General features: G+C 34.9%; 18 protein-coding genes. 10 read left to right on the forward strand and 8 right to left on the reverse strand.

The features are described 5' to 3' along the window. Positions 1-676: 676 nt before the first annotated feature. Positions 677-853, reverse strand: coding sequence for a histidine kinase (locus ACZ9HT_RS09225; protein ID WP_476040188.1), 177 nt, complete (start codon positions 851-853; stop codon positions 677-679). A 1,133-nt stretch (positions 854-1,986) separates the two neighbouring features. Here ACZ9HT_RS09225 and ACZ9HT_RS09230 point away from each other — a divergent pair. The 10 genes from ACZ9HT_RS09230 (at position 1,987) to ACZ9HT_RS09275 (ending at position 14,161) form a co-directional block, all read left to right on the forward strand. Continuing rightward, positions 1,987-2,580 (forward strand): cyclic nucleotide-binding domain-containing protein, encoded by a 594-nt coding sequence (locus ACZ9HT_RS09230; protein WP_476040189.1) that lies wholly within the window; start codon positions 1,987-1,989, stop codon positions 2,578-2,580. A 128-nt stretch (positions 2,581-2,708) separates the two neighbouring features. Next, positions 2,709-4,463, forward strand: a complete 1,755-nt coding sequence (locus ACZ9HT_RS09235) for a CocE/NonD family hydrolase (RefSeq protein ID WP_476040190.1) — start codon at positions 2,709-2,711, stop codon at positions 4,461-4,463. A 78-nt stretch (positions 4,464-4,541) separates the two neighbouring features. Further along, on the forward strand, positions 4,542-4,895 hold the full coding sequence (locus ACZ9HT_RS09240) for a YciI family protein (RefSeq protein ID WP_476040191.1): 354 nt from the start codon (positions 4,542-4,544) through the stop codon (positions 4,893-4,895). Between the two features lie 3 nt (positions 4,896-4,898). Beyond that, complete coding sequence (locus tag ACZ9HT_RS09245) at positions 4,899-6,176, forward strand: thiolase family protein (RefSeq protein WP_476040192.1); 1,278 nt, start codon at positions 4,899-4,901, stop codon at positions 6,174-6,176. A 14-nt stretch (positions 6,177-6,190) separates the two neighbouring features. Continuing rightward, positions 6,191-6,631 carry a Zn-ribbon domain-containing OB-fold protein gene (locus ACZ9HT_RS09250; RefSeq protein ID WP_476040193.1) on the forward strand — a complete coding sequence of 147 codons (441 nt, stop codon included), beginning with the start codon at positions 6,191-6,193 and terminating at the stop codon, positions 6,629-6,631. A 403-nt stretch (positions 6,632-7,034) separates the two neighbouring features. Beyond that, on the forward strand, positions 7,035-7,856 hold the full coding sequence (locus ACZ9HT_RS09255) for a helix-turn-helix domain-containing protein (RefSeq protein ID WP_476040194.1): 822 nt from the start codon (positions 7,035-7,037) through the stop codon (positions 7,854-7,856). A 196-nt stretch (positions 7,857-8,052) separates the two neighbouring features. Then, positions 8,053-9,372 carry a TolC family protein gene (locus ACZ9HT_RS09260; RefSeq protein ID WP_476040195.1) on the forward strand — a complete coding sequence of 440 codons (1,320 nt, stop codon included), beginning with the start codon at positions 8,053-8,055 and terminating at the stop codon, positions 9,370-9,372. A gap of 23 nt (positions 9,373-9,395) precedes the next feature. Next, on the forward strand, positions 9,396-10,466 hold the full coding sequence (locus ACZ9HT_RS09265; protein ID WP_476040196.1) for an HlyD family secretion protein: 1,071 nt from the start codon (positions 9,396-9,398) through the stop codon (positions 10,464-10,466). 6 nt (positions 10,467-10,472) lie between these two features. After that, the gene (locus tag ACZ9HT_RS09270) at positions 10,473-12,113 is read left to right on the forward strand and encodes a hypothetical protein (RefSeq protein WP_476040197.1); all 1,641 of its coding nucleotides are present in this window, start codon (positions 10,473-10,475) and stop codon (positions 12,111-12,113) included. A gap of 1,091 nt (positions 12,114-13,204) precedes the next feature. Continuing rightward, positions 13,205-14,161 carry a CorA family divalent cation transporter gene (locus ACZ9HT_RS09275; protein ID WP_476040198.1) on the forward strand — a complete coding sequence of 319 codons (957 nt, stop codon included), beginning with the start codon at positions 13,205-13,207 and terminating at the stop codon, positions 14,159-14,161. A gap of 247 nt (positions 14,162-14,408) precedes the next feature. Here ACZ9HT_RS09275 and ACZ9HT_RS09280 read toward each other — a convergent pair whose 3' ends face one another. The 7 genes from ACZ9HT_RS09280 to ACZ9HT_RS09310 form a co-directional block, all read right to left on the reverse strand. After that, positions 14,409-16,403: a glycoside hydrolase family 97 protein gene (locus ACZ9HT_RS09280; protein WP_476040199.1), complete on the reverse strand. Its 1,995-nt coding sequence runs from the start codon at positions 16,401-16,403 to the stop codon at positions 14,409-14,411. 10 nt (positions 16,404-16,413) lie between these two features. Then, entirely contained in the window at positions 16,414-17,784 is a 1,371-nt protein-coding gene (locus ACZ9HT_RS09285) for an alpha-amylase family glycosyl hydrolase (RefSeq protein WP_476040200.1), read from the reverse strand. Positions 17,785-17,794: 10 nt separating this feature from the next. Continuing rightward, entirely contained in the window at positions 17,795-18,898 is a 1,104-nt protein-coding gene (locus ACZ9HT_RS09290; RefSeq protein ID WP_476040201.1) for a SusE domain-containing protein, read from the reverse strand. 9 nt (positions 18,899-18,907) lie between these two features. Continuing rightward, positions 18,908-20,026, reverse strand: a complete 1,119-nt coding sequence (locus tag ACZ9HT_RS09295; RefSeq protein WP_476040202.1) for a SusE domain-containing protein — start codon at positions 20,024-20,026, stop codon at positions 18,908-18,910. A gap of 11 nt (positions 20,027-20,037) precedes the next feature. Beyond that, positions 20,038-21,606, reverse strand: coding sequence for a RagB/SusD family nutrient uptake outer membrane protein (locus ACZ9HT_RS09300; RefSeq protein WP_476040203.1), 1,569 nt, complete (start codon positions 21,604-21,606; stop codon positions 20,038-20,040). A 12-nt stretch (positions 21,607-21,618) separates the two neighbouring features. After that, positions 21,619-24,432 carry a SusC/RagA family TonB-linked outer membrane protein gene (locus ACZ9HT_RS09305; RefSeq protein WP_476040204.1) on the reverse strand — a complete coding sequence of 938 codons (2,814 nt, stop codon included), beginning with the start codon at positions 24,430-24,432 and terminating at the stop codon, positions 21,619-21,621. Between the two features lie 238 nt (positions 24,433-24,670). Beyond that, complete coding sequence (locus ACZ9HT_RS09310) at positions 24,671-26,338, reverse strand: DUF6377 domain-containing protein (protein WP_476040205.1); 1,668 nt, start codon at positions 26,336-26,338, stop codon at positions 24,671-24,673. Positions 26,339-26,560 lie beyond the last annotated feature (222 nt).

Raw genomic sequence — 26,560 nt, forward strand, 5'->3', positions numbered from 1 at the left:
TCGAAACGAACAGGTTTCACCAAATAATCGTTAACATCATTCTCAAAACCATCAATAGAAAAGTCGCGATGCTCAGAAATAAAAATGATCACTGGAGGATTTGAGAGAGATTTTAATAATTCTATCCCATTAATTTTTGAAATTTAACTATCACTAAGAACAATATCTACTTCGTTGTCTTGCAGATATAATAATGCTTCCATAGAATCGCCTAGAGAATTTATAAGCCGCAGAAAAAGAATATCTCTCACAAAATTTTCAATAACTTGCCTTGTCGGTGGTTGTTCGTCAATAATAATACAACTTATGAGATTCATTGGTTTTCCAGATTTATTTTTAAAATTATTCCAAATTTATGATCATAATTCTTTATTTGCAATTCATACTGACCAAGATATAAAAGTTGAAGACTTTTCCTATTATTTTCCATCGCAATCCCACCTACTTTATCACTTTTAAGAACTTGACTAAGATCATTTTTTAAGCGAAATTCTAATACACGGTTATGAATATTATTATATATTTTCAGAGACAGTTTATGGTCGCTTATTAATCCATATTTTAAGGCATTTTCAATAAATGTAAATATCAGAAAGGGAGAAATATTCAATAATTTAATATGATCTTCACCTTGAAATTCATATTGAATATTACGTCCGCTGGGATTTCTAATTTTTTAAAGCTCAAAATAGTTTTTTAAAAACATTAATTCCTTTTCAACTGATACCCTTTCAATGTTACTTTCATAAAACGTATAACTCATCATTTCTGAAAGATTTAAAATGACTTCCGGCATGATATTATCTTTTATACGAGCCAAACCATAAAGATTGTTCAAGGTGTCAAAAAGCAAATGTAGATTAAGGTGTCACTTTAACAAGTCTCCTTCAATATTAATATTTTGAATTTCTAAAGCTGATTTTTCATTTTAAATTTTTAAGTTTTTCCTATAAAGTCTAGAGATTTCGTAGAGAATTAAAAAAAAAAGGAACAAAAGTGAAATGATAATGATCGTTTGAAATAACATTCTTTTTAGAGAAATCGCCTGAAAAATTTGTTCAGCAGCAGTCGAAATCACTGCTTTTAATTCACCTTTCAGAATTTTAAAACCTAATTTTTTACAAAGAAAAATAGTAATTTATAATAGTCCAAATAGATATACAAATTGGCAAACTAAAAACTAGTAAAGCAATGCTTAGCAACCTTTTACGCGAAATAATTTTAGGTAAAATTAACGTAAAACCAAATATAAAATATCAACGCATTAACAAAGGCCATACTAATTGTTAAAATCACTGCATTGAAATTCGATAATTTGTAATTAAGCTTAGATAACAAAAGGGTTGAAGAGATCATTCACATCAATAGATGCAGAAAAATTCGATTTCGATGAGTAGAAGGTTGCTCGAAATCAAATTCCGTAATTTTGTTGATGTTGGAACTTGAAGGGTTATTTGTTTTTTGCATTTAAAAAACTTTAGAAGGACAAGCAACTTTTAACATAGTTTTAAAGTCGCTTCTTAAGGTAGACTTTTTAGTATTCTGATAATTGCATTAAGAACATTGATAATATTGTGTCCAACAACAGTATTGATAAGATTTCCGGAAAATCTCTTCGGTATTCATACACTTAGTGACGAAATTATGGTGAGATAAGTGATCGTAATGATGTCAAAATTGAGACCGTAATTAGCTATTAAAACCAAGCTGTTTCAAGGCAAAAAAGACTGATAAAAATAATACATATACGCCCAAATTCGGTTGGTTTTATATTAGACAATCATACATTTATACAAGTTAGTAGCAAAGAACAAAACAATTACCCAAAATCTAGAACGATAAAGCAAATTAAAATTCAGCACCAAAACCTAAACGAGAATAGGCAAGTTTTGAAATGTTTGCGAAATAATGCATAATAATAATCACCGAATCCCTATTTTTTATTTATTTTGTAATACCATTTTTTGATTTTCTTAAAAAATAATTATGCTACCCACAGAAATTATAGCAAAAATTCGATTAAAATTTAATAATCAACTTCCTGAGGAATTTCTGGTGGAACTGCAGAATAATTCCCAACTTGTAGAATTGAAAAAAGGTGAAATACTTTTTTCAAACCATTCTAGAAACAACCGGACTTTTGTAATTATTGTCGGCAGTTTAGTGCGATATATTACAACTCCAGAAGGCAAAGATCGTGCGATTATGTTTCATACAGAAACTTTTTTTCCAATGATTGGAAATAGTTTTACAGATAAAAAGAGCTCCGATTTATCGTACTATACCAAAGCTAATGAGCACGCTTTACTGGTAGAATTTAAACTTGATTTTGCTGTAAATTGTATCCAGAAGTATCCTTTTTTAGGAAAATTATCATTTCTCAATACAATTGAATTTCTGCAAACTCACCATCTAATACAAAACCATCTTATTGTGCTTTCAAGTCTTGACTTCTTCCAGTGGTTTCTCACACATTACGGTATTATTTTTAAATCCTTCCAGTCTCAAGATATCGCCAGTTTTATGGGAATAACTCCTGCTTGGTATAGTAAACTCAAACGAAGATCAAATCAAAGATAAGTTTTTTGCGCACAATGTTCTTTCTTGTCTTAATTCAAGTAACGACTTTTTTTTTCTTTATAACTTGCATACTTAATTAGTTGAAGGTATATAAGGGCTTCAAAATTAGTAACATAAATTATAAAGTAATGAATAAAGTAACGGAAAGAATGATTTTCAAACCAGCATTTGAATACATTGACAATAGCATCGAACACGGCGTACTAAGTCCGTTTGAAAGCAAAGAAACAATTTTGAAAAAGGGCACACAAATAGCACCGGGATTTAAACCTCTTGCCTGTGATATTCGTTATTTAAAAGATGTTCCTGTAGCAATGAGAGATGGTATTATAATTTATACTGATATTTTTCTACCGGTTACTCAAGAAGAAGTTCCAACCCTAATTGCATGGAGTCCTTATGGAAAAAGTGCGGGTACAGCTCCTCGTTACATCAATTTATTTAATATGCTTGGAATGGGAAATGCTTGGGGTTCGGGTTTGACAAAGTTTGAAGCGCCTGACCCTGCTTATTGGGTTCAGCACGGATATGCGGTGTGTAATCCTGACGCACGTGGTATCGCACATAGCCAAGGTAACATTACAATGATCGGCTCACAAGAAGCAGAAGATTGTTACGATCTTATAGAATGGTTAACATCGCAAGATTGGTCTAACCAGAAAACAGCTTTATCTGGAACTTCTTATTTGGCTTTCTCACAATGGTTTATCGCATCCGGACAACCTCCTAATTTAACTTGTATAAGTCCTACTGAAGGCTTACAAGATGCATATCGAGATTTGGCGTACATTGGCGGAATCCCCGATCCTAATTTTATTCACCGTTTGCAAATTAATCATGTAAGTGATACAGGAGCAAAAAGAGAAGATATGGTGGCTGAAATGGAGGCCTACCCATTGGCGAATTGCGAATTGTGGGAAGATAAAATAGCGGACGTATCAAAAATTACAATCCCCGCATATATCGTTGCCAGTTACTCCAATACATTGCACACAATGGGAACTTTTCGCTCTTGGCGTTCCATAGGATCTGCGGAAAAATGGCTACGTATTCACGACACGCAAGAATGGCCAGATTATTACGATACCAAATCTACTGAAGATCTACGCCGATTTTTTGATTATTACTTACTTAATAAAAAAAACGGATGGGAAAAAACACCTACTGTTCGATATTCAATTTTGGATTTTCATGGTACTAATCGTACCGATATTACTTCAGAAACTTTTCCTCCAAAGGAATCGGAAATGACACGATATTTCATGAGCGGCAGCACACGTACTTTACAATTAACTCCGGAAGCCAATGCTTTGCATGTGCGCTATTTTCCAGAATCCATACCATGCCGAGTATCTTTCCAAACTACTTTTGAAAAGGAAACCACTTTTATTGGATACCCAAAGGTAAAACTCTATATGGAGGTAGAAAATAGCGATGATATGGATGTTTTTATTTGGGTACAAAAAATCGACAAACTAGGCAATGTTTTGAGCGAATTTATAGTGCCAAACCAGAATGCTGCTTTGCAGGACTTTACACAAGATGGAGCTTCTGCATTGCGTTACAAGGGGCCAAGTGGTCGCTTACGTGCCTCATGTAGACGTTTAGATCCACTCTTATCTACGGATATTGTGCCAGCTTACAGTTTTGACCAAGTAGAAAAACTTTTAGAGAAAGAAGTCGTAGAATTAGATATTGTTCTTAGCCCAATAGGTTTAAAATACTATGCGGGTGAAACTTTACGAGTTATGATCAGTAGTAAAGACGAAATTGGATCTGTAATGCCAGGAACTCCAGGGTGCATCTACAACAATAAAGGCATACATATCTTACACACTGGAGGAAAATATGCCAGCTATCTCCAAATGCCTTTAATTAAATAAATGGTTGCCATACATTACTGCTATTCCTGAAATGAAATGGAGTGATTGGTAATATAACTAACTAAAAAAGAATATTTTATGAAGACATATATCGTACACTACCTTCATACCGACATGGAAGGTTGGAAAGACATGTTAATTCCGCACCTTGTTTACTTAAAAGATCAAATAAAAGCCGGTCATTTATTGCTTTCAGGTCCAAGTTTTGACTCAAAAATGGGCGAAAGTGAAACCAAAAAGCAAGCTACTCTTGTTTTTAAAGTTAAAAATCAAGAAAATCTACAGCAACTTATTGAACTTGACCCCTATTGGATTGAAGGACTTGTTGCCGCATTTAAAATCACGGAATGGAATCCAATGTTTGGAATATTAGGCGCGTCAGCAGATCAAATGGAGGAATACATAAGTAAATTTAATAAAAGAATGATATAAAATATGACTAAAAAATTGTCTCGTCCAGTATCCATTATTGGAACTAGTACTTTAGGACAACGTTATTTTGACGACCCTGAATATGAAGGCTTATCTATTTACGAATTATGGGCATACGCCTGCCATCAAGCTATGGATGATGCAGGAGTAAAACCTAAAGAAATTGATAAGGTAGTTTACGCACATATGGCAAACTTTCAAACAGGTGGCAACGTGCTCGCTCCTGTAGGAAGTATGATGGAATGGGCTGGTCTGCGAGGAAAGCCTATTGTACATATCGAGCAGGCTTGTGCAAGTGGATATATGGCCTTCGTTGAAGCATGCGATGCAGTGGCATCAGGAAAATATGATATTGTAATGGTAGCAGGGGTCGAATCGCCCAAGCACTTTATTCCACGAAACCAACCTGCACACCAAATTAAAGACCTTAAAGAATATGATGCGTGGTGGCATCCAGGACGTGCATTGTTTGATACCACTTATTATCGATTTGACGGTGTAAGTGACAACTTGCTAACTGAAGAACATGGCAAACTATATATTAAAAGATATGGTATTTCAGAAGAGACTTTAGATGATGCATACAACGCCATGGCGGTAAATTTACGTCGTGGAGCCGCACAGAATCCTCGAGCTTGTGAACGTAAAGAGTTTGCTGTAACAGCTGAAGAAAACGGATACGATGATGTTTTAGAATATATGCGCTCTGAACATAATCCTAAAATAACGCAATACATTCGTAAAAGCGGAAGTGTACTGCACAATGTAGCAGCAGGTGCAATCATTGTTTGCGCGGGAGATATTGCTGAAAAATTCAGTCAAAAACCAATTAATGTAGTGGATTATGCGAGTTCAACCAATACACAGCGATATCCTTTCTGTTTTCATCAGATGAATGTAGACGTCAAAGAAGCACTGCTTAATAATGGAACTAGTTTAGATAATTTGGATTTAATGATTACCACAGTAATGACCTCAGGAGAGCAAATGGACAGTGCTGAAGTATTTGGCTATTTACCCGAAGGAGAAAGTCATAATTATGAACTACAAGGCCGGACAGCGTTTGATGGTGATAAACCAGTAAATCCTCATGGTGGTGATATAAGCTTTGGTCATGCTTTTGCAGCCTCTGGCATCAATATGATTAGTGAAGCCATATTGCAAATGCGCGGTGAGGCCGGCGGCTGCCAAGTTAATGAAAAAGTTAAACGATGTTTAGTGAGAGGAATGGGTGGAGGTCATACCACAGTTGGTATCATTCTAGAATCTGATTTTAAATAAAATAATAAAAGTTTATGTATAAATTAAGACCAATATTAAAAACCTATTATGATGCTTTAGAAGATAGTAAGGTTTTGGGGATGAAATGTGGTTATTGTGATGATGTAACTTGGCCACCATTACCAATCTGCCAAGAATGTGGCAGTACCGACTTAAATTGGCTCGAAATGGGAACTGAAGCGACAATTGAAGAAATTCGCTTTGAGGATTCTAGTGTTGGAGGTGATTATACTTTCCGTAAAGCTAATGACTTTTTTGCTAACAGAGAAACCCCATATTGCATTTGCGTAGGAAAGTTTCCTACGGGAACACATAAATACCATGCGGCACTGTACGGCGTCAATGAAGATAATTTAGAAGAATGGAAAGCAAAATTACCTTTCATTGCTCCTGTTCATTTCATTGAAATGACAGGCGGATTTAAGTCGGTAGGTTTTAAACTACCCACGACATAATTTTCAATTTATATTCCCTTAAATGCTGAGCATTTAAGGGAATATCTAAATTACATCAAAAAAAAATTGACTTTGACTAAAACATCATTTTAAAGATTCTTATCATAGCAACCATATGTGGTTTACGCTTATTGCAGGAGAATATAAGGAATAAATTTTGAAATTATCCCTGCGTTTCAATGGGCTTACGCCTATCCTCTTGTTCTATTCGTGATGATTTTATGTTGTTTTATCATACATCTATTTCAAAAGAAAAACGTGGTTATAAAATAAATTTATACATTCATCTCAAGCTTTATAAACTAATGCTATTGCACCGTAGATTTATAAATATTTATATTGGGTTTTATATCATATAGATTAATCCTAAAAAAGTATACAATTTATTAAAACCTAAAAATTGATGGATTTAAAAGTTTTTAACGAACATACTCTAAATACAGCAATCGAAATAGGAAGAACTTATCGCCCAGGCTATTTTGCAATTCTTCTTGTCCAGAAGGGAACTATATCTTTAAAATATAATCTCTCCGAATATGAAATAAACAAGAATAGCGTTTTATTTTTGCTTCCAAATTCGATATACGAATTTTATCGTTTCAGTGCTGATGTAAAGATCATTGGAATAGTATTCTCCATGAAGTTTCTAAATGAAAATGGGATCCATACGGTGAGCTCACGGGTAATGGAAGCCTTTGCTGCCGGATTTCAACCTTTTTATGAAATATCAAAAACTGAGTTTTCTTCCTTCCTAAACCTCGTAAATCTACTAACCTCAACTGTAACTGAAAACGATGGTACTTCTTTTTTTGTGGAATCAGAAAGACATCGTTTTTTAACGATTTTTTATGAAGGCGTTTCGATTTACAGAAAATATAACAATGCTTACAAGGTGAGGTTAAATCGTCCACAGGAACTGAGCATTAATTTTCTTCAATCCCTTTCTTCCCACTTCCGCGAGGAACGCAGTGTTCAATTCTATGCACAACAACTGTTTGTGACCTCTCGACATTTAACCCAAACTTTAAAGCAATTAACGGGAAAGACCGCAGGTGAATTTATCGCCCGTGCGGTAATTATGGAAGCTAAGTTCCTGCTGAAAGACCCATCTAAAAATATTGGCGAGGTAGCAAACATGCTCCATTTTAGCGATCAATTTTTTTTTAGTAAATTTTTTAAGAAACATACCGGAAAAACGCCTACTCAATTTCGTGCCCAATCCTAAAAGGATAAATACTACATCAAAACTTATTTATTGATCGACTACATAAGTCATAAATCAGAAATATGCTCGCTAAAAAATACAATACTACATTTTGACATATTCTCTAAACGCCTAGACATTCTTTTGCTCCTAATAACATTCGACATTTGTATAAATAATTTCAACGATATAAATGTGGTTGATAGAGATAATAAACATGAAAAGAATAACAGTATTAATAGGGATTTTTTTAGCATTATTTACCCCTAATTTTTTGGTTGCTCAGGATTCAATTAATAAACGAATTGGAATAGATGAGCTGTTTAGATTAGCTATCGAAAATAGTCAGCAATTAAAGGTTTCTCGTCTTAACGTAGATATTGCAAAAAAACATACTGAAGTAGTTAAAACTTCAAGAAATCCTACGTTGTCCGCTTCGGCATCAGCTTTCTATCTTGGAGACGTGTCAATTTTCGATAACAAGCTTAAAAATAGAGTTACAGTAGCAATGCCTCATTTTGGGAATTCCTTCGCTGTACAAGCTAACCAAGTAATTTTTAAAGGGGGAGCTATTTCCAATAACATTGCTATAGCATCTCTTGAAGAGCAAGTCGCAGTACTAGGATTTCAAAGAACAAATATGGATGTCAAGTTGTTGATGGCTGCTAATTATTTCGATTTGTTTAGAATGTATAATCAGCGAGAAGTTTACCAGCGCAACATCAAACTGGCAGAACTTAGAATAAATAATCTTAATAAGATGTACAAATTGGGCATGCTTACCCGTAATGATATTATCCGTAATGAACTGCTTATTACCAATCTCAGTACAGAAGTTCAGCAATTGGACAATAATATCGCCATACTTTGCCTGCAGCTTAGCGTTACGTTAGGGTTGCCAGAAAATACCATTATTCTTCCGGATACATCTATTTTAGAAAATAAACCCTTGGCTGATAATTTGTCGGCGTCCTTGGACATTGCCTTTCAAAACCATCCTGATTTGCAGTCCGCAAGAATTGGAACACAGGTCGCTGAAAAAAATGTGGCTGTTGCAAAAAGTGACAAATTGCCAATGATAAGTTTAACCGCTGCAAATTCATTGTCAAGACCCGTAACAAATATTTCTCCATCTGTCGACATGTACAGTAACGGTTGGCAGGCAGGGGTGAGTGTATCTTACAACATCTCTTCCTTATACAATTCCACAAAGAATGTCGGGTTGGCTAAAATACAATTGAAACAACGGCAGCAAACAATAGAACTAGAGCGACAAACTATAGAGATTAAAGTAAAATCGGCTTTTATTAAACATCAGGCAGCTCAGGATCTTTTATTACGTGCGCAAAAGAGTTTACAACTCGCAGAAGATAATTTCAGGATTGTTGAAAAAAAATATCTGAATCAGATGTCTATTTTCACGGATCTACTCGACGCTACAAACGCTCGTCTGGAGGCACAACTTAATCTTAATAACACAGAAATAAATATAGTTTATACTTATTATCAACTACAAAGAGAGATTGGAACTCTATAACAAATTTTAACAGAAAAAAAGACATGGTACAAAAAAAACAAAATAAAAAAGGATCTGGAAAAAAGACCATAACTGTCATCAATGCATTATTGGTAACAACTCTATTAGCCGGACTCGTGTGGGGAATAAATGCGTACTTCAAACTCGACAAATCGGAATACACGAACGATGCTCAAGTCGAAGAATTTATTTCTCCGATAAATACGCGAGTAGGCGGATATATTAAGGAAATAAGATTTACTGAGCATCAGCAAGTAAAAAAGGGAGACACTCTAATTATTATCGATGATAGGGAGTTGAAAATTGCTTTCGATCAGACCGAGGCAGCTTATTTAAATGCCAAGGCTTCGGCAACGGTCACCTATTCTGGCGTAAATACCGCGAAAAACAATATAGGAGTATCCGATGCCAATATTGCCGCCGCTGGAGCACGTCTTTGGAATGCTGAAAAGAATTATCAGCGCTACGCAAGTTTAGTGAAAGACGAAGTGGTATCGCAACAGCAGTTCGAACAGGTAAAAACGGAATACGATGCGTTAAAAGCACAATATAATGCTTCGGTAAAACAGTATCAGACTACGCAGCTATCTGCTGTTGAAGCTGGTAACCGTGTTGGTGTGAATCATGCGGAGATAAAGCGCACTGAGGCAGCTGTTGATATGTCAAAATTGAATCTTTCCTATACGGTAATTATTGCACCTTTTGATGGTGTCGTGGGCAGAAGAACTATTCAGGAAGGTCAACTTATACAACCTGGTCAATCGATAGTATCTATAGTCCGTAGTGCTCAAAAATGGATAGTGGCCAACTACAAAGAAACCCAGATTACAAAACTGAAGTTAGGACAGATTATCGAAGTTAAAGTGGATGCGCTTGACAACAAAATCTTTAAAGGGAAAATTACAGCAATATCACAGGCTACAGGTGCCAAATTCTCTGCCGTTCCGGTCGATAATTCTACTGGGAATTTTGTCAAGGTGCAACAGCGGATTCCAGTAAGAATTGAGTTTACAGAAGACAACAATGCAGATGATCTACAATTACTTCGTGCAGGCATGAACGTAGAACTTCATTCATTATACCATTCAAAATAATTAAATATGTATAAAAGTGGCTTATTTCACGATTGGGTACCGCGACCGGTTCAATTACTTCTATTCATAATTTTCCTTATACCATTTCTCACTGTTAGTGGTGTTTATGCGGGAAATATCAGTGAAATGGTTGGCGGGCTTGGTTCTCTTTCCGAAGACATTACCATGGCTAATTATGCTGGCACAATCGGCATGGTTGTTACATTTCCTTTATTAATGCGAACCAAGCAGCGTTTTAAAGTCCGGCATCTGCTCTTATTTTCATTCATATCCTTAACGGTGCTAACGTATGTTTGTTTAACAACAGATAATATGCAACTACTTATAGCAGCAAGCTTCCTGTTAGGATGTGTCAAGATGATTGGCATGGGCGAAGTAATTGTCCCGGTAATGTTTATTATCAGTCCTCAGGGTGACCGAACAAAATTTTATTCCGTATTCTATCCGCTAGCCATTGCTATGACTATGCTGTCCACATACTTCACGACGATAATTTGCTACGATTATAACTGGCAGCACGTGTATTTACTTGTAGTTACCATGCTATTGCTTTGTATCTTTTTGGTAATCATCTTTTGTCATAACTCGTATGGATCCAAGCCCATTCCTTTATACCGTTTCGACTGGCTGAGCTTGACGGTTTTCGCTACGGCAATGATGTTACTCAACTATGCGTTTTCGTATGGTAAGATGCTTAACTGGTTTGATTCTAAAACTATTCAGAGTGTACTTTTTGCTGCCGTAGTCCTTATAATTATATTTTTCCATAGGCAATTAACAATCAGAAGACCCTACCTACCTTTAGTAGCATTTGGTAAGAAAAATGTATATGTGGCACTAATCCTTATCCTTATTATGGGGATATTCTCTTCTACATCCGGTATCCAAAACTCTTTTACGGGGGGTATTCTTAGATACAGTTCGCTAACAAATGCCTCCCTGAACCTCATGACTGTGGTCGGTGCGATTGCTGGTGGAATCTTAAGTTTTCTCTGGCTGAGGTACAAATTAGGAATAAAAGGACTGATTTTAACTGGTTTTTCAACCTTTATACTTTATCATATCGTTCTGTATTTCCTTTTCAATCCCATTATTGAGATTAGCTACATGGGTTTTCCATCATTTCTCAAAGGTCTCGGAACTATGCTGTTATATATAGCCCTTGGTGTATATGCTGCCCAAAAGCTTGGTATCATGCAGTTTTTAAGTACAGTTCCCATTCAAATATTATTTAGGTCATTTATTGGCCCAGCCTTATGGGGATCTGTCTACTCATACCAACAGCATAACGGTCAAATGAAGCACACAGTCGCTATTGTACAACAGATGGACAGCAACGATCCGTTTTTTACGAGTCGATTAAATCCAATTGTTCAAGGGGCTATAGCTCAAGGACAAAGTGTGGAAGCAGCACGATCAACAGGAATGCAGAGTATGTGGGGAGCGGTACAGTCTCAAGCTAGCTTGGCAGCATCTAAAGAACTTTTTGGATATGTTATTTTGCTAGGTTTTATCGTACTCATAGTTGTGCTGCTTCTTAGGTTTGAACCTATTAACTTAAGACCTTGGGTGAAATTTAGAAAGAGTTTCAGGAAGAATGAGCCAACACCAACTGAAACGGAAATTTTGGCTACAATTGCTCCGTAGCAGGATTGTCAAAATAATTACTAATATATTTGAAAGTCTATATAAAATTTCATCAAAATCATTTCCCCGAGAAATACTATTCATACCTAAAGCAGTAGTTCAAGTCTAGCAAATTGTAAAAGAATAGATCCTGACTTTCCACTAGAAGAAACTGTGGGTGCTATCGCCGATTTAAGCAAAGAGGGAAAAGTCAAATAACTTGGAATGTCCGAAGTAGGTGCAGATCAACTATGAAGAGCCAACGCCGGGGGGTCAAGGTGGAGCTATTGGTTCAGAAATAAGCACATGCATATCCTGAAAATGTAACAGGTTTATACTTAATTACATTTCAGGTTTTTATAAGCCTATTTAAAAAAGGGAGAATAATTAAATGAAGAAGTTGTAGCTTTCAAGAATATGCAATGGACTGTGCGTCCAAGGAAGGTTCTTATTTACATGAAAAGCACAAAACCGTTGACTTTGGCTTATGGATTAAATGATTTGCCAGTTGAATTATGTGCTTTGGATTATAGAACAATTTATATGGAGCGATAACAAGGGAAACATTAACTCTATGTTCACTACTGATGAATTACTTACAAATGTGACACTTATTCATTCCTCATTCAGAATATATAATGAAAATAGCAAGAATCCTTTAAAGTTTGGCGAAAACGATTTTATAAAAATTCTATGCGGTTTTGCGAAATTTCCAAAAGAATTGCCTACCCATCACGTTCTTAGGTCGAAAAGAGTTTCAAAATTACTCACTGGACTGAATTGCCCGCTGGTGGACATTTTGGAGCAATGGAACAACCAAACTTATTAGCAAAAGATATAAAATATTTTTTTATAGGTTGAGTAGATTAACGTAATTTTCATCAATGAATAAATTAATAAATGAAGCAGATTGCATAAAAATGTGGCTATCGAATTAAATACTATGGACTTTAAAACAATGAAATACGTCCCTTAACAGCTGTTGGCCGAGAATACGTATTTTGTAAAATAACGTTTTTTATCTTATCTTCGTTTCGAGAGAAAACACTCTTCTTTAGAGTCCCTAACCTCGCCAAGGCGCATCATTGCGCATCATTTAAGGAACGTGAATTATGATTGAAATATTATTGAAAAACAAAGACCTGTTAAAGGTAGAAAGTACAAATGAAATTCCAGTTTCAAATTTGGATTTTCACATCATGCAATTTATTGCCTATTCAGATTCTGAATTGAATTGGCTTACTGAGAAATATGGTCTCGATTTCACGATAATGAAAAATTATGAAGATATTGAGATAAGCTCACACTTTTTAGAGACTGATCATCAAGCATCATTTCACTTCTCGCTTCCATATCTTAATAAAGAGAAAAAAATGGTTGAAGAACCCGTTTTTGTTATTGTTTCCAAAGCTGGAATGTTCCTATTTTCAAGTTCCGAACTTGATGATTTTTTCAATGATATATATTCAAGTAAGATAAAAGCAATTCAAAAAACACCAAATAGTGAAAATATCTTTATGTTTCAATTTGAGTTTATTTCCGACTACTTCGCAGATATTACAGAGAATTTAACGAAGAAAATTAAAGCACTTGCAAATAGAATTTTAATAGAAAAGGAATTTTCTAATCAAGAATTAAACACGATCACCAAACACAATTTTAGTAATTTATTAATTAAAGAAGCATTATTGGAGGCTACTAGAGTTTTTAGCTTGTATATGAAAAGTAATTGGGAGAAAAAAACAGGAATTAAAGAAAGACTTAAGATCGAACTGAGTGACCTATCCGCTGTTTCAGATCATATACAGTTCAATTTTGACCGCTTGAATGATTTAAAGGAAAACGTTTCAAATAAAATTGATCTGGAACAAAACTATATTTTTAAAATGCTGACAGTTGCAACAGTATGTATTTCATTACCCACTTTTATAGCCGGAGTTTATGGAATGAACTTTGAAAAAATGCCTGAATTAAAGTTTGCTTATGGTTATCCGATCGCACTATTTTTAATGTTGTTATCAGCACTACTGCCTTTCATTTACTTTAAAAGGAAAAAGTGGTTGAAATGAAATACGACCAAAAACAAAACAAATTATGTCCAACATTTTTGAAAAGTCGTCAGGTTTTTAAATTTGAACAAATATCAAAAGTAAAATAATAAGTAAAATCTAAAAATTCAGCCTTTGCTTACCCGAAACCAAACCTTTTTAAGACGTAATGTTCTTTTGGATTTCAGGTATAAATATTAAAAAAACCTTAAGGCAATCAATAAAAAAACCACTTCAATTGAAGTGGCAAGTGAAAAATTTAAAGAATTTAATATTTAGAAAAAATAATCGCGGTTCCGCCGCTTCGTGCGAGGTTTAATGGTAATATTGTATTTGAATTAACATTCATTTCCAGAATTTCTACAGGATAAGGATTTTTTTCAAAATCTGCATTTTTTCCATCCCGGAAAATCTTTGCTTTGTACTTTACATTTTTATCCAAGAAAGCGAGAGAAACGTTCAACAATCGGTTATCTTGATTGGTTATACTTCCAAGAAACCAGTTGTCAGAATTTCTGTCTTTTCTGGCAATGGTAATATATTTACCAATTTCAGCATTTGGAACTACGGTTTTGCTCCAAGTTGTAGGGCAAGAAGTGATAAATTCAAAAGCGGGATTGCTTTCATAATTTTCAATCATATCAGAAGCCATTTGCAAAGGACTGAAATTGATGACCGATAAAGCCAGTTGTTTTGCTAATGTGGTGTGAACTTTCGTATTTGGAAGAGCCGTATTTGTAAAATTAAAAATTCCGGGTGTGAAATCTGTTGGCCCCGCTAAACCTCTGGTAAAGGGAATAATTGTGGTGTGTTCCGGTGGATTTCCGCCATCTTTAGACCACGCATTCCATTCCTGTCCACGAACGCCTTCCTGCGTCATGAGATTTGGATAAGTTCGCTGCAATCCAGAAGGCATCGCAGGTTCATGGTTATCAATCATGATTTTATATTTCGCCGCGGTTTCTATTACTTTCCGGTAATGGCGAATTCCATATTGGCTGCTGTGTTCTTCTTTTCCATCCAGCAAACCGCCTACGTAACCTGTTTTCACTACGTTCACGCCATATTTTTTATAATAAGCGAAAGCATCTTCTAATTGCGATTCATATTTTATGGTATTTCCGCCTGTCTCGTGGTGTCCGATCAATTCTACATTTTTTGATCTGGCATAATCTGTTATTTGTTTAATATCAAAATCCGGATAACTTTCGAGAAAATCATAAGATTTCCAGTCTTCCCATCCGGGATTCCAACCTTCTACTAAAACGCCGGCAAATTTATTTTTGGCTGCAAAATTAATATATCTCAAAACATTCGCCGTTTTTGCTCCATGATTCGGGCCCATCTCCCAAGTGTATTTTTTCATGTGCATTCCCCACCAAATTCCGATATAACGACCAGGTTTAATCCATGAAGTATCTTCAATTTTACTGGGCTCATTTAAACTCAACATCAATCTGGAAAGCAATAAATCACCCGCTTTTTCTGCAATAATTAAAGTTCTCCAAGGAGTTTGAAATGGCGCTTTTGCAAAAACTTTTTCGCCTGTCGACCACGGTGTTAAATATACTTTTAGATTAGATGTGTGTTTGTCCGGATAGACATTCATCGCGGGATAATCTGTGAGATTTGCTTCATGAAGCGCGAGAAATAATCCAGTTTTAGTTTCTAAAGTTATCGGGACAGAAACTGTATCTTTTTTTGAAAGTGGTTCTCTAGTATATAAACCTTCATAAAATTCTGTGGCATAAGGAATGGACCAAGTTGGACTATCTTGCGCAAAATTAAATTCCGTTAGTTCATCCATAATTACCACGTCTTTCAGATTCGGTTGGTCAGGAAATTCATATCTAAAACCAAAACCATCATTAAAAACTTTGATATTTAAAATAAATTTTCGTTTTAAATCTTTAGTTTCCTGCACGAAAACCTGCATTTGGTTATACTGGTTATGAACCTCAACTTCCTCACCCCACGGCTGAGACCAACTTTCATCCGTTTCTGAATATTTTACATCTGTAATTGCAAGATTGTTTTTTAATTCGAAAGATTTGAATTTCATGCCCAATAAAGAGGGCTTTAAGATCTCAACGCCATTGTTTGAAACTGTATAAGACAAACCCCTTTCAGAAGTTTCGACGGCAAAGTTTATCGCACTGCTGGGAGACTTAACATTGTATGCTTTGTTATTTTGTGAATAAATATTCGCACTTTGAAAAAGAAAAAAAACAGATAATATAAATTGGATAATTGAATTTTTCATTAAAAACTTTTTATTTTACAAATATTGAGTATCCTTTTTCCATTAAAATATTACCCTCAGTAGATCTAAAATTTTTATCCTCCCCTGTTAAATAATTTTTAAAATCACCAGTTGGCACTTCTTCAGTCCATTTGAAGTTTACTGCTACATTATTAAAGTTTAACATGACCAAAACTTCGTTTCCTCCTTTGATACGTGAATACGCAAAAACATTAGGATTATTAGTTTTGTAGATTTTTAAAGCGCCACGGTTTTCGCCGTCTTCCAGTGCAGGTTGAGTTCTTTTTAGTCGTGTTAATTTCTGAAAAAGATTCAAATAAATTTTGTTTACAGGGTCCCATTGCACCGGGCTGGAGTTGAACAAATTCATCGATTTATTCATTCCAATCTCTTGCCCGTTATAAATTAAAGGCTGATCATAAATCGTAAAATACAGCACACTTAGGGGTAAAACATTAGCGCCATAACGCACCATTTCAGTACCATCGTGCGCATTTAAATCATGGTTAGTTAAATAAAGCATTCGGCCTTTCTTTGCATATGCCGGATTATTGTAGAGATCTTTACATGCCTGAATTAAACCAGAGGCGTCACTACCAGAACCAAATTGGTTCAATTTATTACTAAAATCCCATGCATAATCGTAATCAAAAACCGACATATACTCTGGCTTGTTACCTTCTGCTAACCAAGAAATTTTTCTTACGGCGTTAACTTGAGAAATTGCCTGTTCCCAGAAATCTAAGGGAACAAACACCACCGCATCACAACGATAACCATCAATATCAAAATTTTTCACCCAATATTTCATGGCATCTATCATCGCTGCACGCATATTTGGATTATCATAATTAAGTTCTACTACATCATTCCAGCCATTTGGGGAATAAGGCTGTTGGCCATTTTGAGAGGAATAATAATCTAAGTGTTCTGTGACCCAAGGGTGATCCCATGCTGTATGATTGGCTACCCAATCAATGTAAATCTCCATTTTTAGATTATGAGCAGCCGCTATTAAAGCTCTAAAATCTGCTTCAGTTCCCATCTCAGAATTAATGGCTTTGTAATCTCTGACAGAATAAGGACTTCCCAATGTTCCTTCTCTTTTTACAATTCCAATAGGGTTAATTGGCATTAACCAAAGAATATCTACTCCTAAATCTTTCAATCTTTGCAAATCTTTGGTGACACCATTGAAGCCTTGACCGGAATAATTTCTTACATTAATTTCGTAAATAACCTTATTATGATTAGTAACAGGGGTAATTTCGCTATTGGGAATTTCAGGAACTTTGATCGTGTCTTCACTACTGCAGTTACCCAAAGTAAAAGTGAACAAAAATGCTAGCAGAAGAATTTTTATATTGTTAAATTTTTTCATTATAATTTTTTTATTGTTTTACGATTGCATAATGATTTGTTAAATCATTAAAATAAATATCATAGGTTCCGGCAACTGAAACTGTAGCACCAGGACCATCAAAAACTCCTTTTCCATAAGGAATGTCTGAAACATTTCCGCCCCAGTTGTTTGCCCAGTCTTTATTGCCTCTAAATTTGCAGGCACTGGAAGAAGTGAATTCATAGCTAAGCTTCCACTGGTGCGGATCAAAACTAGATTTGGTCATAAGAGGTTCATTATCCCAATTACAAAAACCGCCAATTGGACCCATTTGATTATAGATTGCAGGATCTGAAATTGGAGGATCAGAGATTTCCCACGTCATCTCATTAACATCAATAGTAACAGTATGATAACCACTACCAACTGAAAATGACGCAAAATCACCTTGTTTTAAAACTCCATTTTCCCCAGCACAATAGAAATTACTACTGGTCCCTAAAAATTCTTCAGAAATAAATTTGAAAGTACTTGCAGTTGCGAAATAACCGGTGTAAGTATAAACACCGTCCTCATAATTGTTAGAATTACGGAACATAATAAAATCCTTGCTATTATTACTGTTTCCGTTCATATCACCAATTATGTAAATATTCTTCACCGTGGGATCTACGTTGTAATACGATGTCAAGGTAATATTCAAAGGTTCTGAAAAGGAATCACCATGCTTTGATATCGTTTTTATCCTCAAACTAATATTTGTAGGTTTATTAGTTTCCTTGCCTTTTAATTCATCTAATGCTTTTTTAAGCTCCACATTAAACACATCCATATATAATCCAGCTGTAGAAAAAATTATTTTTGGTTTAGAAAAATTATTTTCAGTAAGATCTGTCTGCACTTCATAGGAAACATCTTCTGTGTAAATGTAATTTCCTCCTTCATAATTGAATTTGGCTTTGGACCAGCTTAGTCTGAAAACCAGTGGATTTTCACCTGGCGACGGTCTCATTAATAACCAGTCTGTCTTAGACAGCGAATTAATTACAGGTAATGTTATTTTCAAACCAATATCTTCTGTCCGGTAGTCGGTTGTACAGCCGATTAGCATCAAAAATAGGAGGAAAGTATTTAAGATTTTTATATTTTTCATAGTCTTATATTATTGTTGTAGAATCGTATAGTGTCCTGTAAGATCATTAAAATAAATTTTATAGTTTCCTGTCACGTTTACATTGGCACCTGGACCATCAAATATTGCTTTACCGTAAGGAAAGTCGTCGGCATTACCTCCCCAATTATTTGCCCAATCTCTATTCCCCCTAAATTTACAAGCTGTGGCGATGTCGAACGTAAAAGTTCCGTTCCATTGGTGACCATCATACGTAGACTTTGTCATAAGTGGCTCATTATCCCAGTTACAAAAGCCGCCGATTGGTCCCATTGTATTATAAAAATTATTAATATTTGTTCCTGTATAATCTACAATAGTGTAGGCTAATGTCTGGGTATTTATTGTGGCAGTAACATATCTTTCAAATTCATTATAAAAGGCGCCATCATTACTTTCCTCAAATACAAGGGTTGTATCATCTTTTCTGCAATAAGCCTTGTAAGTGCCAAGTGATTCTTCAGGAAGAAACTTGTAATAAGTGTTCGCCGCAAGCCGACCTGTATAGGTATAGGTTCTATCATCAACACTATTGGAATTTCGAAACATAATGAAATCTGTATTCGTATTATTCCATCCATTCATATCACCTACCAAATAAATTGCAGAAACTGATTCTACTGGTTTATAAGGTGTAATTTTTAACTGCAGTGTGTTCGTTGAAAGTGCAGTTTGACTTTGCCCGTAATGGGCTACAATTCTCAATTCCACAGCATTTTCCATTTCTGGGATTGCGCTGAGTTTTGTTAGAAGAATAGCATTAATATCCTTTATAAATAAATTTGAGGTAAGCCCGTTTGTGGAGGCTACCGGTATAGCTTTCGCAAAATTATTTCCAACGATATCCATTTGCAAAATATAATTAACAGGTCCACTGGGCTCTGTATGGGAAGCACTGCTTAAGATAAATTGAGTTTCAGACCAGGTAACTGTTAACAAAAGTGGATTCACATTCGCTCCTGGCTCCTGCAGAATGAAAGTTTTAACCGCTACCTCATCAATCTTGCTTGGTACTATTTCGTTTAAAGTAAGTTGATCATCACTTCTGCAGGAAAAGAAGAGCAAACTTCCAATAAATGATAAAAATAAAATTTTTATAAATTTTTTCATATCGTTAAATTTTAATAACCAATATTTTGTTTAAGATTTGGGTTTGCTGAAATTTCCGTCGCTGGTAGTGGATAAACTTTATACTTTTCTGAAATATTTGGTGTTCCGCTGTACACTCCATTTTTCCAGGGCCAATTATAATCTTTTGTGAATTTTCCAAAACGGATTAAATCTGTTCTGCGATGTCCTTCCCAATATAATTCGCGTGATCTTTCATCTAATAAAAAATTAAGATTTAAAGACGAATTTCCAACAAGTGGCGCATTAGCCCGGTTTCTCAAAAGATTGATATAAGTTATAGCCTGGGCTAAATTGCCACCAGTTCCTCCACGAACAACTGCTTCCGCATACATTAGATAAACATCTGCTAAACGATACATCGGAAAATCAGTATCTGCAAAAACGGTACTTGAACCATTAGTGCCATCTTTTCTCTTATTACTGAATTTAGTTACAGACCAACCTTGATTAAAGTCTCCCCATTCAGCGGTTTCTTTGGTTCTGTCGGCTTTCCAAAACATTGCACGAGAGTCTGCCCCTGCGAATTGATCTGACAAGGTTTCTTTAGACCGAATACCTGACCATGCTTGTGAAAGTCCGAAATTGTCTAATGGATTCATATCCGATTTATAAGATGCGGCTAATAGAAAAGTGGTTCCGCCATAAGTGGTCGCACGTTGACCATCAAAAACGATTGAATAAATTATCTCCCTAGATAAATTATTATCTGCATTAAAAATGTTTTTATATTCTGGTTCTAAACTGTAACCTGCGCCAATTATTTTATTGAGATAGGTTAATGCTTCTGTATATTTACTGCTATTGATGTACACCTCTGCGTTCAGATATAATTTGGAAAGAATCATCCAGGATGCAGGTGCTGTTAATTTACCATAATTATCAGGTGAATTATTAGGCAAATCTGCCTCTACCGCCTTTAATTCGCTCTCAATAAAATTAAAGAGAAAAGTTCGGTCTTTTTGCTCCGGTAAATAAGACCCTACTCCAGCTTCTTCTGGAATGTAGGGAACGTTACCATAAAGATCTACAAGAAAATAATAAGCCATTGCTCTTAGCGCCCGTGCTTCTGCACGCATTGATTTTATCTGTGTTTTCAATTCTGGCGAAACCCCTCTCTCTGTGAGTTTTGCATCAGAAGTTTGCCTCATAAATTCATTTGCATAGGCAATGTTTAAATAAATTCTGCTGTAGTTTAGCAAAACAAAATTGTTATCAGAATTCCATTGGCAGAACTGAAGTCCGCGCAAAGTTTGGTTATCCCATGCACCAATAACTTCATCAGTACATAACTCCTGCAAGTCCCAATAAGATCGTATAAATGTTGCTTCTCCCTGATCGCCCGAATTAATATCTGGAGAACCTGCAGGACCCTCATTCCCTGACAAAGCAAACGAAGCATAAATTTTTGCCAGGAATTGACTGTATGACTGCGGATTCTGCCACGCTGCTTCTGGAGTCAGAATATTATCTGTTAATGGCATTGTATCTAAATCATTCACACATGAAGACAGCGTAAAGAAAGATAATCCAGCTATTATTAAATATCTATAAACTTTCATATAATTAGATTTTTAGAAGTTAAAATTAGTTCCAAGCATAATAGTTACCGGTCTTGGATATTGGTTTCCATCTATCCCCCCAAATAATTCGGGATCTAAACCTTTATACTTTGTAAAAACAAAAGGATTTTGTACTGTCGTATAAACTCGTAAAGCCGACAGCATTTTATTCAGATCTTTAAATGTATAACCTAATACAAAATTATCTATCCGGTAAAATGAAGCGTCCTGAACATAATAATCAGATAAATTTTGAGTATTTTGAAAATTAGTTTCAAAAGCACTTTTCGGGCGGTTAACTAAAAATTCATTCGCATAAATTGATTGAGGACTTAATGCTGCGCCATTTGCAGCTACTGAATTGTGAACATAGTTCCCAATACTTCCGTGGCTTGCGATAGAAAAATCCCAGTTTTTATACTTTAATCTTGTATTTAGTCCAAAGGTGTAATCCGGCGTAGGTTTATGGTAGATGCGCAGATCTGATTCATTAATAACGCCATCATTATTTTGATCTTTGTAAAAACCTTCAATGGGTTTTCCATTTTCATCATAAATCTGCTCGTATACATAAAACATTCCCGCTGCGTAACCTACTTTATGGATGTTTAAACCAAACCTGCGGGAGGCTGTAGCATTACTTCCATAACTTAATGAAGTTATTTTATTATAATTATAAGCAATGTTTCCCCCAATATCCCAGGTAAAATTATCTGTAATTACAGGTTTTACATTTAAAGAAAATTCTGCTCCCATATTTTCCAGCGATCCTATATTCGCTGCAACATATTCGGAAAAATTCGTTCCTGCGGCAACCTTCGTTTCTGCATTGATAAGATCTGTAGTTTTTCTTTGATAGACATCTATTGCACCTTCCACTCTGCTGTTCCACAAATTAAAATCGAGTCCAATATTATAGGTTTCAGTTGTTTCCCATTTTAGATCTGGGTTGTATGCTCCCGGTCGCAGGAGTGAAGTCCAAACAGGTTCACCATTATTGTAACCCTGCAAATAATTTGCTTCTGAACCGATGCTGTATTGGTAAGTGCCGAGGTATGGATAATCTCCTTGGTTAATATCCTGCTGACCAGTTTTACCCCAACCTAATCTCAATTTTAACTCCTTAACAGTAGTTGAACTTTTGAAAAAATCATCACTAATTTTCCAGGCAAAAGCTGCGGAGGGGAACAGTGACCATCTATTTTCTGAAGCGAAACGGGAGGAACCATCATTTCTCATTGTAAATGTAAACAGATACCGATTCTTAATACTGTAATTTAATCTACCGAAAAATGAGACGATGTAATGCTCTGTCGCATAATTGTTCTTATTGATTAAAAGTGGATCACCATACTCATCAAATCTTGCAACCCTGTAAGATGAATTACTACCTTCTCTGTAATAGTGTTGCCAGGAATAACCGCCCATTATATCAAATTTGCTATCTAAAAAGCTAAAGTTTTTGGTGTATTGGGTATAAAAATCAAATGTGGAATTACGGCGTAATTGATCATAATTATTATCAAAACCGCCAAATTGATAATCACTTGGCGCAAGCGCAGGAATATAAACTCTGCCATCACTTTCGGAATAGTCCAGAGCTGCATTTACATTAAAATGGAGATCTGGAAGGAAATGTAATTTATAATCCAATTGTATATTGCCGATAACATTATACACCTTCGATTGATCTTCCCTCATCTCTAGAACAGAAACAGGGTTTTTGGTCGCCACCTGAATAATATTATTATCACTTCCCGTCCACGTAAAAAATCCTCCAAACGGACTGTTATTATCATAAATATTTTGCGTAGGATCCATTATAATTGCAGAACCTACAGCATCTTGCGACGCAAATTTATTCTTAATATACATTCCGCGGCCATTAATATTTACGGAAAGATGATTATCAAAAAAAGTCGGATTCAGTGTTATACTACTTGTATAACGCTCCATATTAGAAGTGCGTAGAATACCCGAAAGATTAGTGTATCCGAATGAAGCACGGTACGGCAGTTTGTTATTAACTGATCCCAAAATACTTAAATTATTTTCAGTATTAAAGGTTGGATGATAGATGGCTTTTTGCCAATCTGTATTTCCATTTCCCAATTTTGCTACTACTTCATTATAGTTACCCAGTCCGGCAAAAGTTCTATCTACAAATGCTCTGTATTCCTCTGCATTTAAGACTTCAACTGTTTTTTTAGGGGAACTTACAGACATGTTAGCATCATAAGTAACTTTTATTTTCCCGTTTGATCCTTTTTTTGTCGTTATCAAAATTACTCCGTTGGACGCTCTGGAACCGTAAATCGCAGTTGCAGATGCATCTTTCAATATCGTGAAAGTATCAATATCTGTAGGATTTAGCGTATTCAAAATATTTCCGGCACCACCTATTCCCTGATTATCGAGCATTACTCCATCTATAATAATTAGCGGATCATTACTTGCCGAGAGAGATGAACCACCACGAATTCTTATAACCGCACCACCACTTGGCGATCCGCCTTCAGTTGTTACCGTTACACCAGCAACTTTACCTACCAGAACATCTTGTGCATTTGGTGCAAAACCGCGGGTTTCATTATTCATTTTTAAGGTAGACACAGATCCAGTCTGATCAGATTTCTTTACTTTACCATAACCAATAAGCACCACTTCATCAATCGCTCTTTCTTTTATTAGAGTATCTTTTGCGCTCTTTTCCTGGGCGTAAATAAAGGTTGGAAAAGTAGCCGTTGCAATTAAAAAAAGAGCAGCAATTGGCAACTTTAATGAAAGTTTATTAGACTTTTTGAGTTCGAATAGATTTAAATTCATAGAAAAATTTTTGAGAATAGAGGTTTGAAATATTTAAATTTCATCAATATTTTGCTTCCTCAACAAATATAAGTGAAGATGCAAAGCAGGTAGACTCAAAAAAATTCAATGTAAAGTGTAATGTAATAATTTATAAGCTAAACACCTGTAATTGTGTAACGTAAAATCAACACAAACATCAACTCAGGTAACTTTAAGGTATAAAAGCAACTTAAATATTGCTAAAATATGTTAAAAACTATAGCAAAATTTCAGTATCAGGCTCAATAATTCCAATATTTTGAATTCGAAGTTCAAAGTTATCATCTTGGTTTAGAGCCTTAGATTTTACCTTACTTCTATAATTATAAATAGTTCGGAGAGTGTAATGTAAAAATGTTGCAATCTGATTATTATTGGTAACACCCAACCGAATTAATGCAAAAACACGTAGTTCTTGATTTAACGATTTATCTTGTCGGATTTCATAACGTTCTTCTGGTAAAAGCAATTCATTAACCTGCTCTACAAATTGTGGGTAAATCTTTAAAAAAGCTTTATCAAAATTACGATACAGCTCTTTTAACTCCCGGCTGCTATCTTCTGCGGAATCCGTCATCTTCAATATTTCAGCAGATTGCCCTGTTTTTATTTTTCGGTTAACGATTCTTTTGAATTTTTCTAGGCGATCAATATATTCAGTACAAATTTCGAAGAAACTTTTTATATACTGTTCTTTTAAATGATTTGCTTCGGACAAAGATGTGTTCGTAAGTTCTTGCTGCAGACTCGCTTGTTTTAAATCTTCATTAAGGAGATTAAGTTTTTCATTAATCTGTGTCAATTTTCGTTTCGCAGCAGATACTTTTCGCATTTGTTGAACAATAAGAAGAATTGCGACTAAGAGGATAATTGACAAAAGAGCGGTAATTATCAATATTTTCCGCAATTTTTTTTGCTGTTTTTCACGATCAAGTTGGTAGGCTTTATCAATAATGGGTAGAACTCTTGCAATTTGAATATTTCGTAATCTCGCATTGTAAAAATTAGCATCTTCCAAACTTCTTTTGATATAAAAATTAGCCCGACTCACCTCGTTATCTTCAAAAAGTAAAATTGAAAGAGTCCGCAAAGAGATATTTTCTTTAACAGCAGCATGAATATCCGAAAGCGCTGAAATTGCAAGATATTCTTTTTGCTTTTTTTCATTTTTTTTATTTTCATACAAGTAGGCTAATATAGAATTTATGATAGCAAATTCGCGTGTATCTGGCTTAACATTTTTATATCCATTTAGCAGAGTTTTTTCTGCTTCATCATAATTTTTTTGTTCAATATTCCTCGTTCCATAATTAATGACGTATTCATAAGAATTTTTCGGAAGTATCGAAAGCAAGGTGTCCTGTACCGCAATTTTTTTAGGAAGAATTTCTTCTATATCATGTCCATCTTGATATTCCATCCAATAAATATAAACCTCTAAATAAGCCTTGTAATAATCGACCAACTGTGTTTCCGTCAGATTTTTTTTATTGATGGTTTTTAAAATCCTTAGAGATAATGGGAAAAAAGCTGCTTTCGCATTGATGCGCGCCAACTGAATTTTGCTTTCAGCAATATAATTTAAATTGCCTACTTTTTCAGCAATTTGTAAAGACTTATTGGTGTAAAACACCGCGGAATCCGCAACAAAAACCTCATACTCTTTTGAAAGTTTATGGTATAACTGATATTTTTTTTCAGGAGTAATTGGTTTTTTAAGTTCTTTAACCAAAGCAGCAATTTCGATTTTTTTTCTTTGTGTATAGATATCTTCTTGTGCTATTACATTATCCAGTTCATTTAAAAGTTCAGGAAGGAGCCTTTGAGAACATACATTTGTAAATCCCAAAAAAAATAAAAAAATAAAAAAAAAGTTCTTCTGCATGAATATAAATAATCTTTCGATTTAATAAGAAGTTTTGATTTTATCAAACCATTAATTCAAAATTATGACATCTTTTGCAAGACCATATAAATTTCAATTAGCAAAATTTGTAATTTTTTAAAATATCACGATTCATCTTATCAAATATAGCAATTTATAGAAAGATAAAATCTTTATGTTTCTAAATTCTGTAAGATCTTTCATTTAACAACTTATGCCTTC

The organism is Chryseobacterium sp. UYP7, from assembly GCF_056279225.1.

What these genes read in the sequence shown, in the direction of transcription:
- ACZ9HT_RS09230 (WP_476040189.1), top strand. Translation starts at nt 1,987, where the DNA reads ATGCTACCCACAGAAATTATAGCAAAAATTCGATTAAAATTTAATAAT.
- ACZ9HT_RS09235 (WP_476040190.1), top strand. Translation starts at nt 2,709, where the DNA reads ATGAATAAAGTAACGGAAAGAATGATTTTCAAACCAGCATTTGAATAC.
- ACZ9HT_RS09240 (WP_476040191.1), top strand. Translation starts at nt 4,542, where the DNA reads ATGAAGACATATATCGTACACTACCTTCATACCGACATGGAAGGTTGG.
- ACZ9HT_RS09245 (WP_476040192.1), top strand. Translation starts at nt 4,899, where the DNA reads ATGACTAAAAAATTGTCTCGTCCAGTATCCATTATTGGAACTAGTACT.
- ACZ9HT_RS09250 (WP_476040193.1), top strand. Translation starts at nt 6,191, where the DNA reads ATGTATAAATTAAGACCAATATTAAAAACCTATTATGATGCTTTAGAA.
- ACZ9HT_RS09255 (WP_476040194.1), top strand. Translation starts at nt 7,035, where the DNA reads ATGGATTTAAAAGTTTTTAACGAACATACTCTAAATACAGCAATCGAA.
- ACZ9HT_RS09260 (WP_476040195.1), top strand. Translation starts at nt 8,053, where the DNA reads ATGAAAAGAATAACAGTATTAATAGGGATTTTTTTAGCATTATTTACC.
- ACZ9HT_RS09265 (WP_476040196.1), top strand. Translation starts at nt 9,396, where the DNA reads ATGGTACAAAAAAAACAAAATAAAAAAGGATCTGGAAAAAAGACCATA.
- ACZ9HT_RS09270 (WP_476040197.1), top strand. Translation starts at nt 10,473, where the DNA reads ATGTATAAAAGTGGCTTATTTCACGATTGGGTACCGCGACCGGTTCAA.
- ACZ9HT_RS09275 (WP_476040198.1), top strand. Translation starts at nt 13,205, where the DNA reads ATGATTGAAATATTATTGAAAAACAAAGACCTGTTAAAGGTAGAAAGT.
- ACZ9HT_RS09280 (WP_476040199.1), bottom strand. Translation starts at nt 16,403, where the DNA reads ATGAAAAATTCAATTATCCAATTTATATTATCTGTTTTTTTTCTTTTT.
- ACZ9HT_RS09285 (WP_476040200.1), bottom strand. Translation starts at nt 17,784, where the DNA reads ATGAAAAAATTTAACAATATAAAAATTCTTCTGCTAGCATTTTTGTTC.
- ACZ9HT_RS09290 (WP_476040201.1), bottom strand. Translation starts at nt 18,898, where the DNA reads ATGAAAAATATAAAAATCTTAAATACTTTCCTCCTATTTTTGATGCTA.
- ACZ9HT_RS09295 (WP_476040202.1), bottom strand. Translation starts at nt 20,026, where the DNA reads ATGAAAAAATTTATAAAAATTTTATTTTTATCATTTATTGGAAGTTTG.
- ACZ9HT_RS09300 (WP_476040203.1), bottom strand. Translation starts at nt 21,606, where the DNA reads ATGAAAGTTTATAGATATTTAATAATAGCTGGATTATCTTTCTTTACG.
- ACZ9HT_RS09305 (WP_476040204.1), bottom strand. Translation starts at nt 24,432, where the DNA reads ATGAATTTAAATCTATTCGAACTCAAAAAGTCTAATAAACTTTCATTA.
- ACZ9HT_RS09310 (WP_476040205.1), bottom strand. Translation starts at nt 26,338, where the DNA reads ATGCAGAAGAACTTTTTTTTTATTTTTTTATTTTTTTTGGGATTTACA.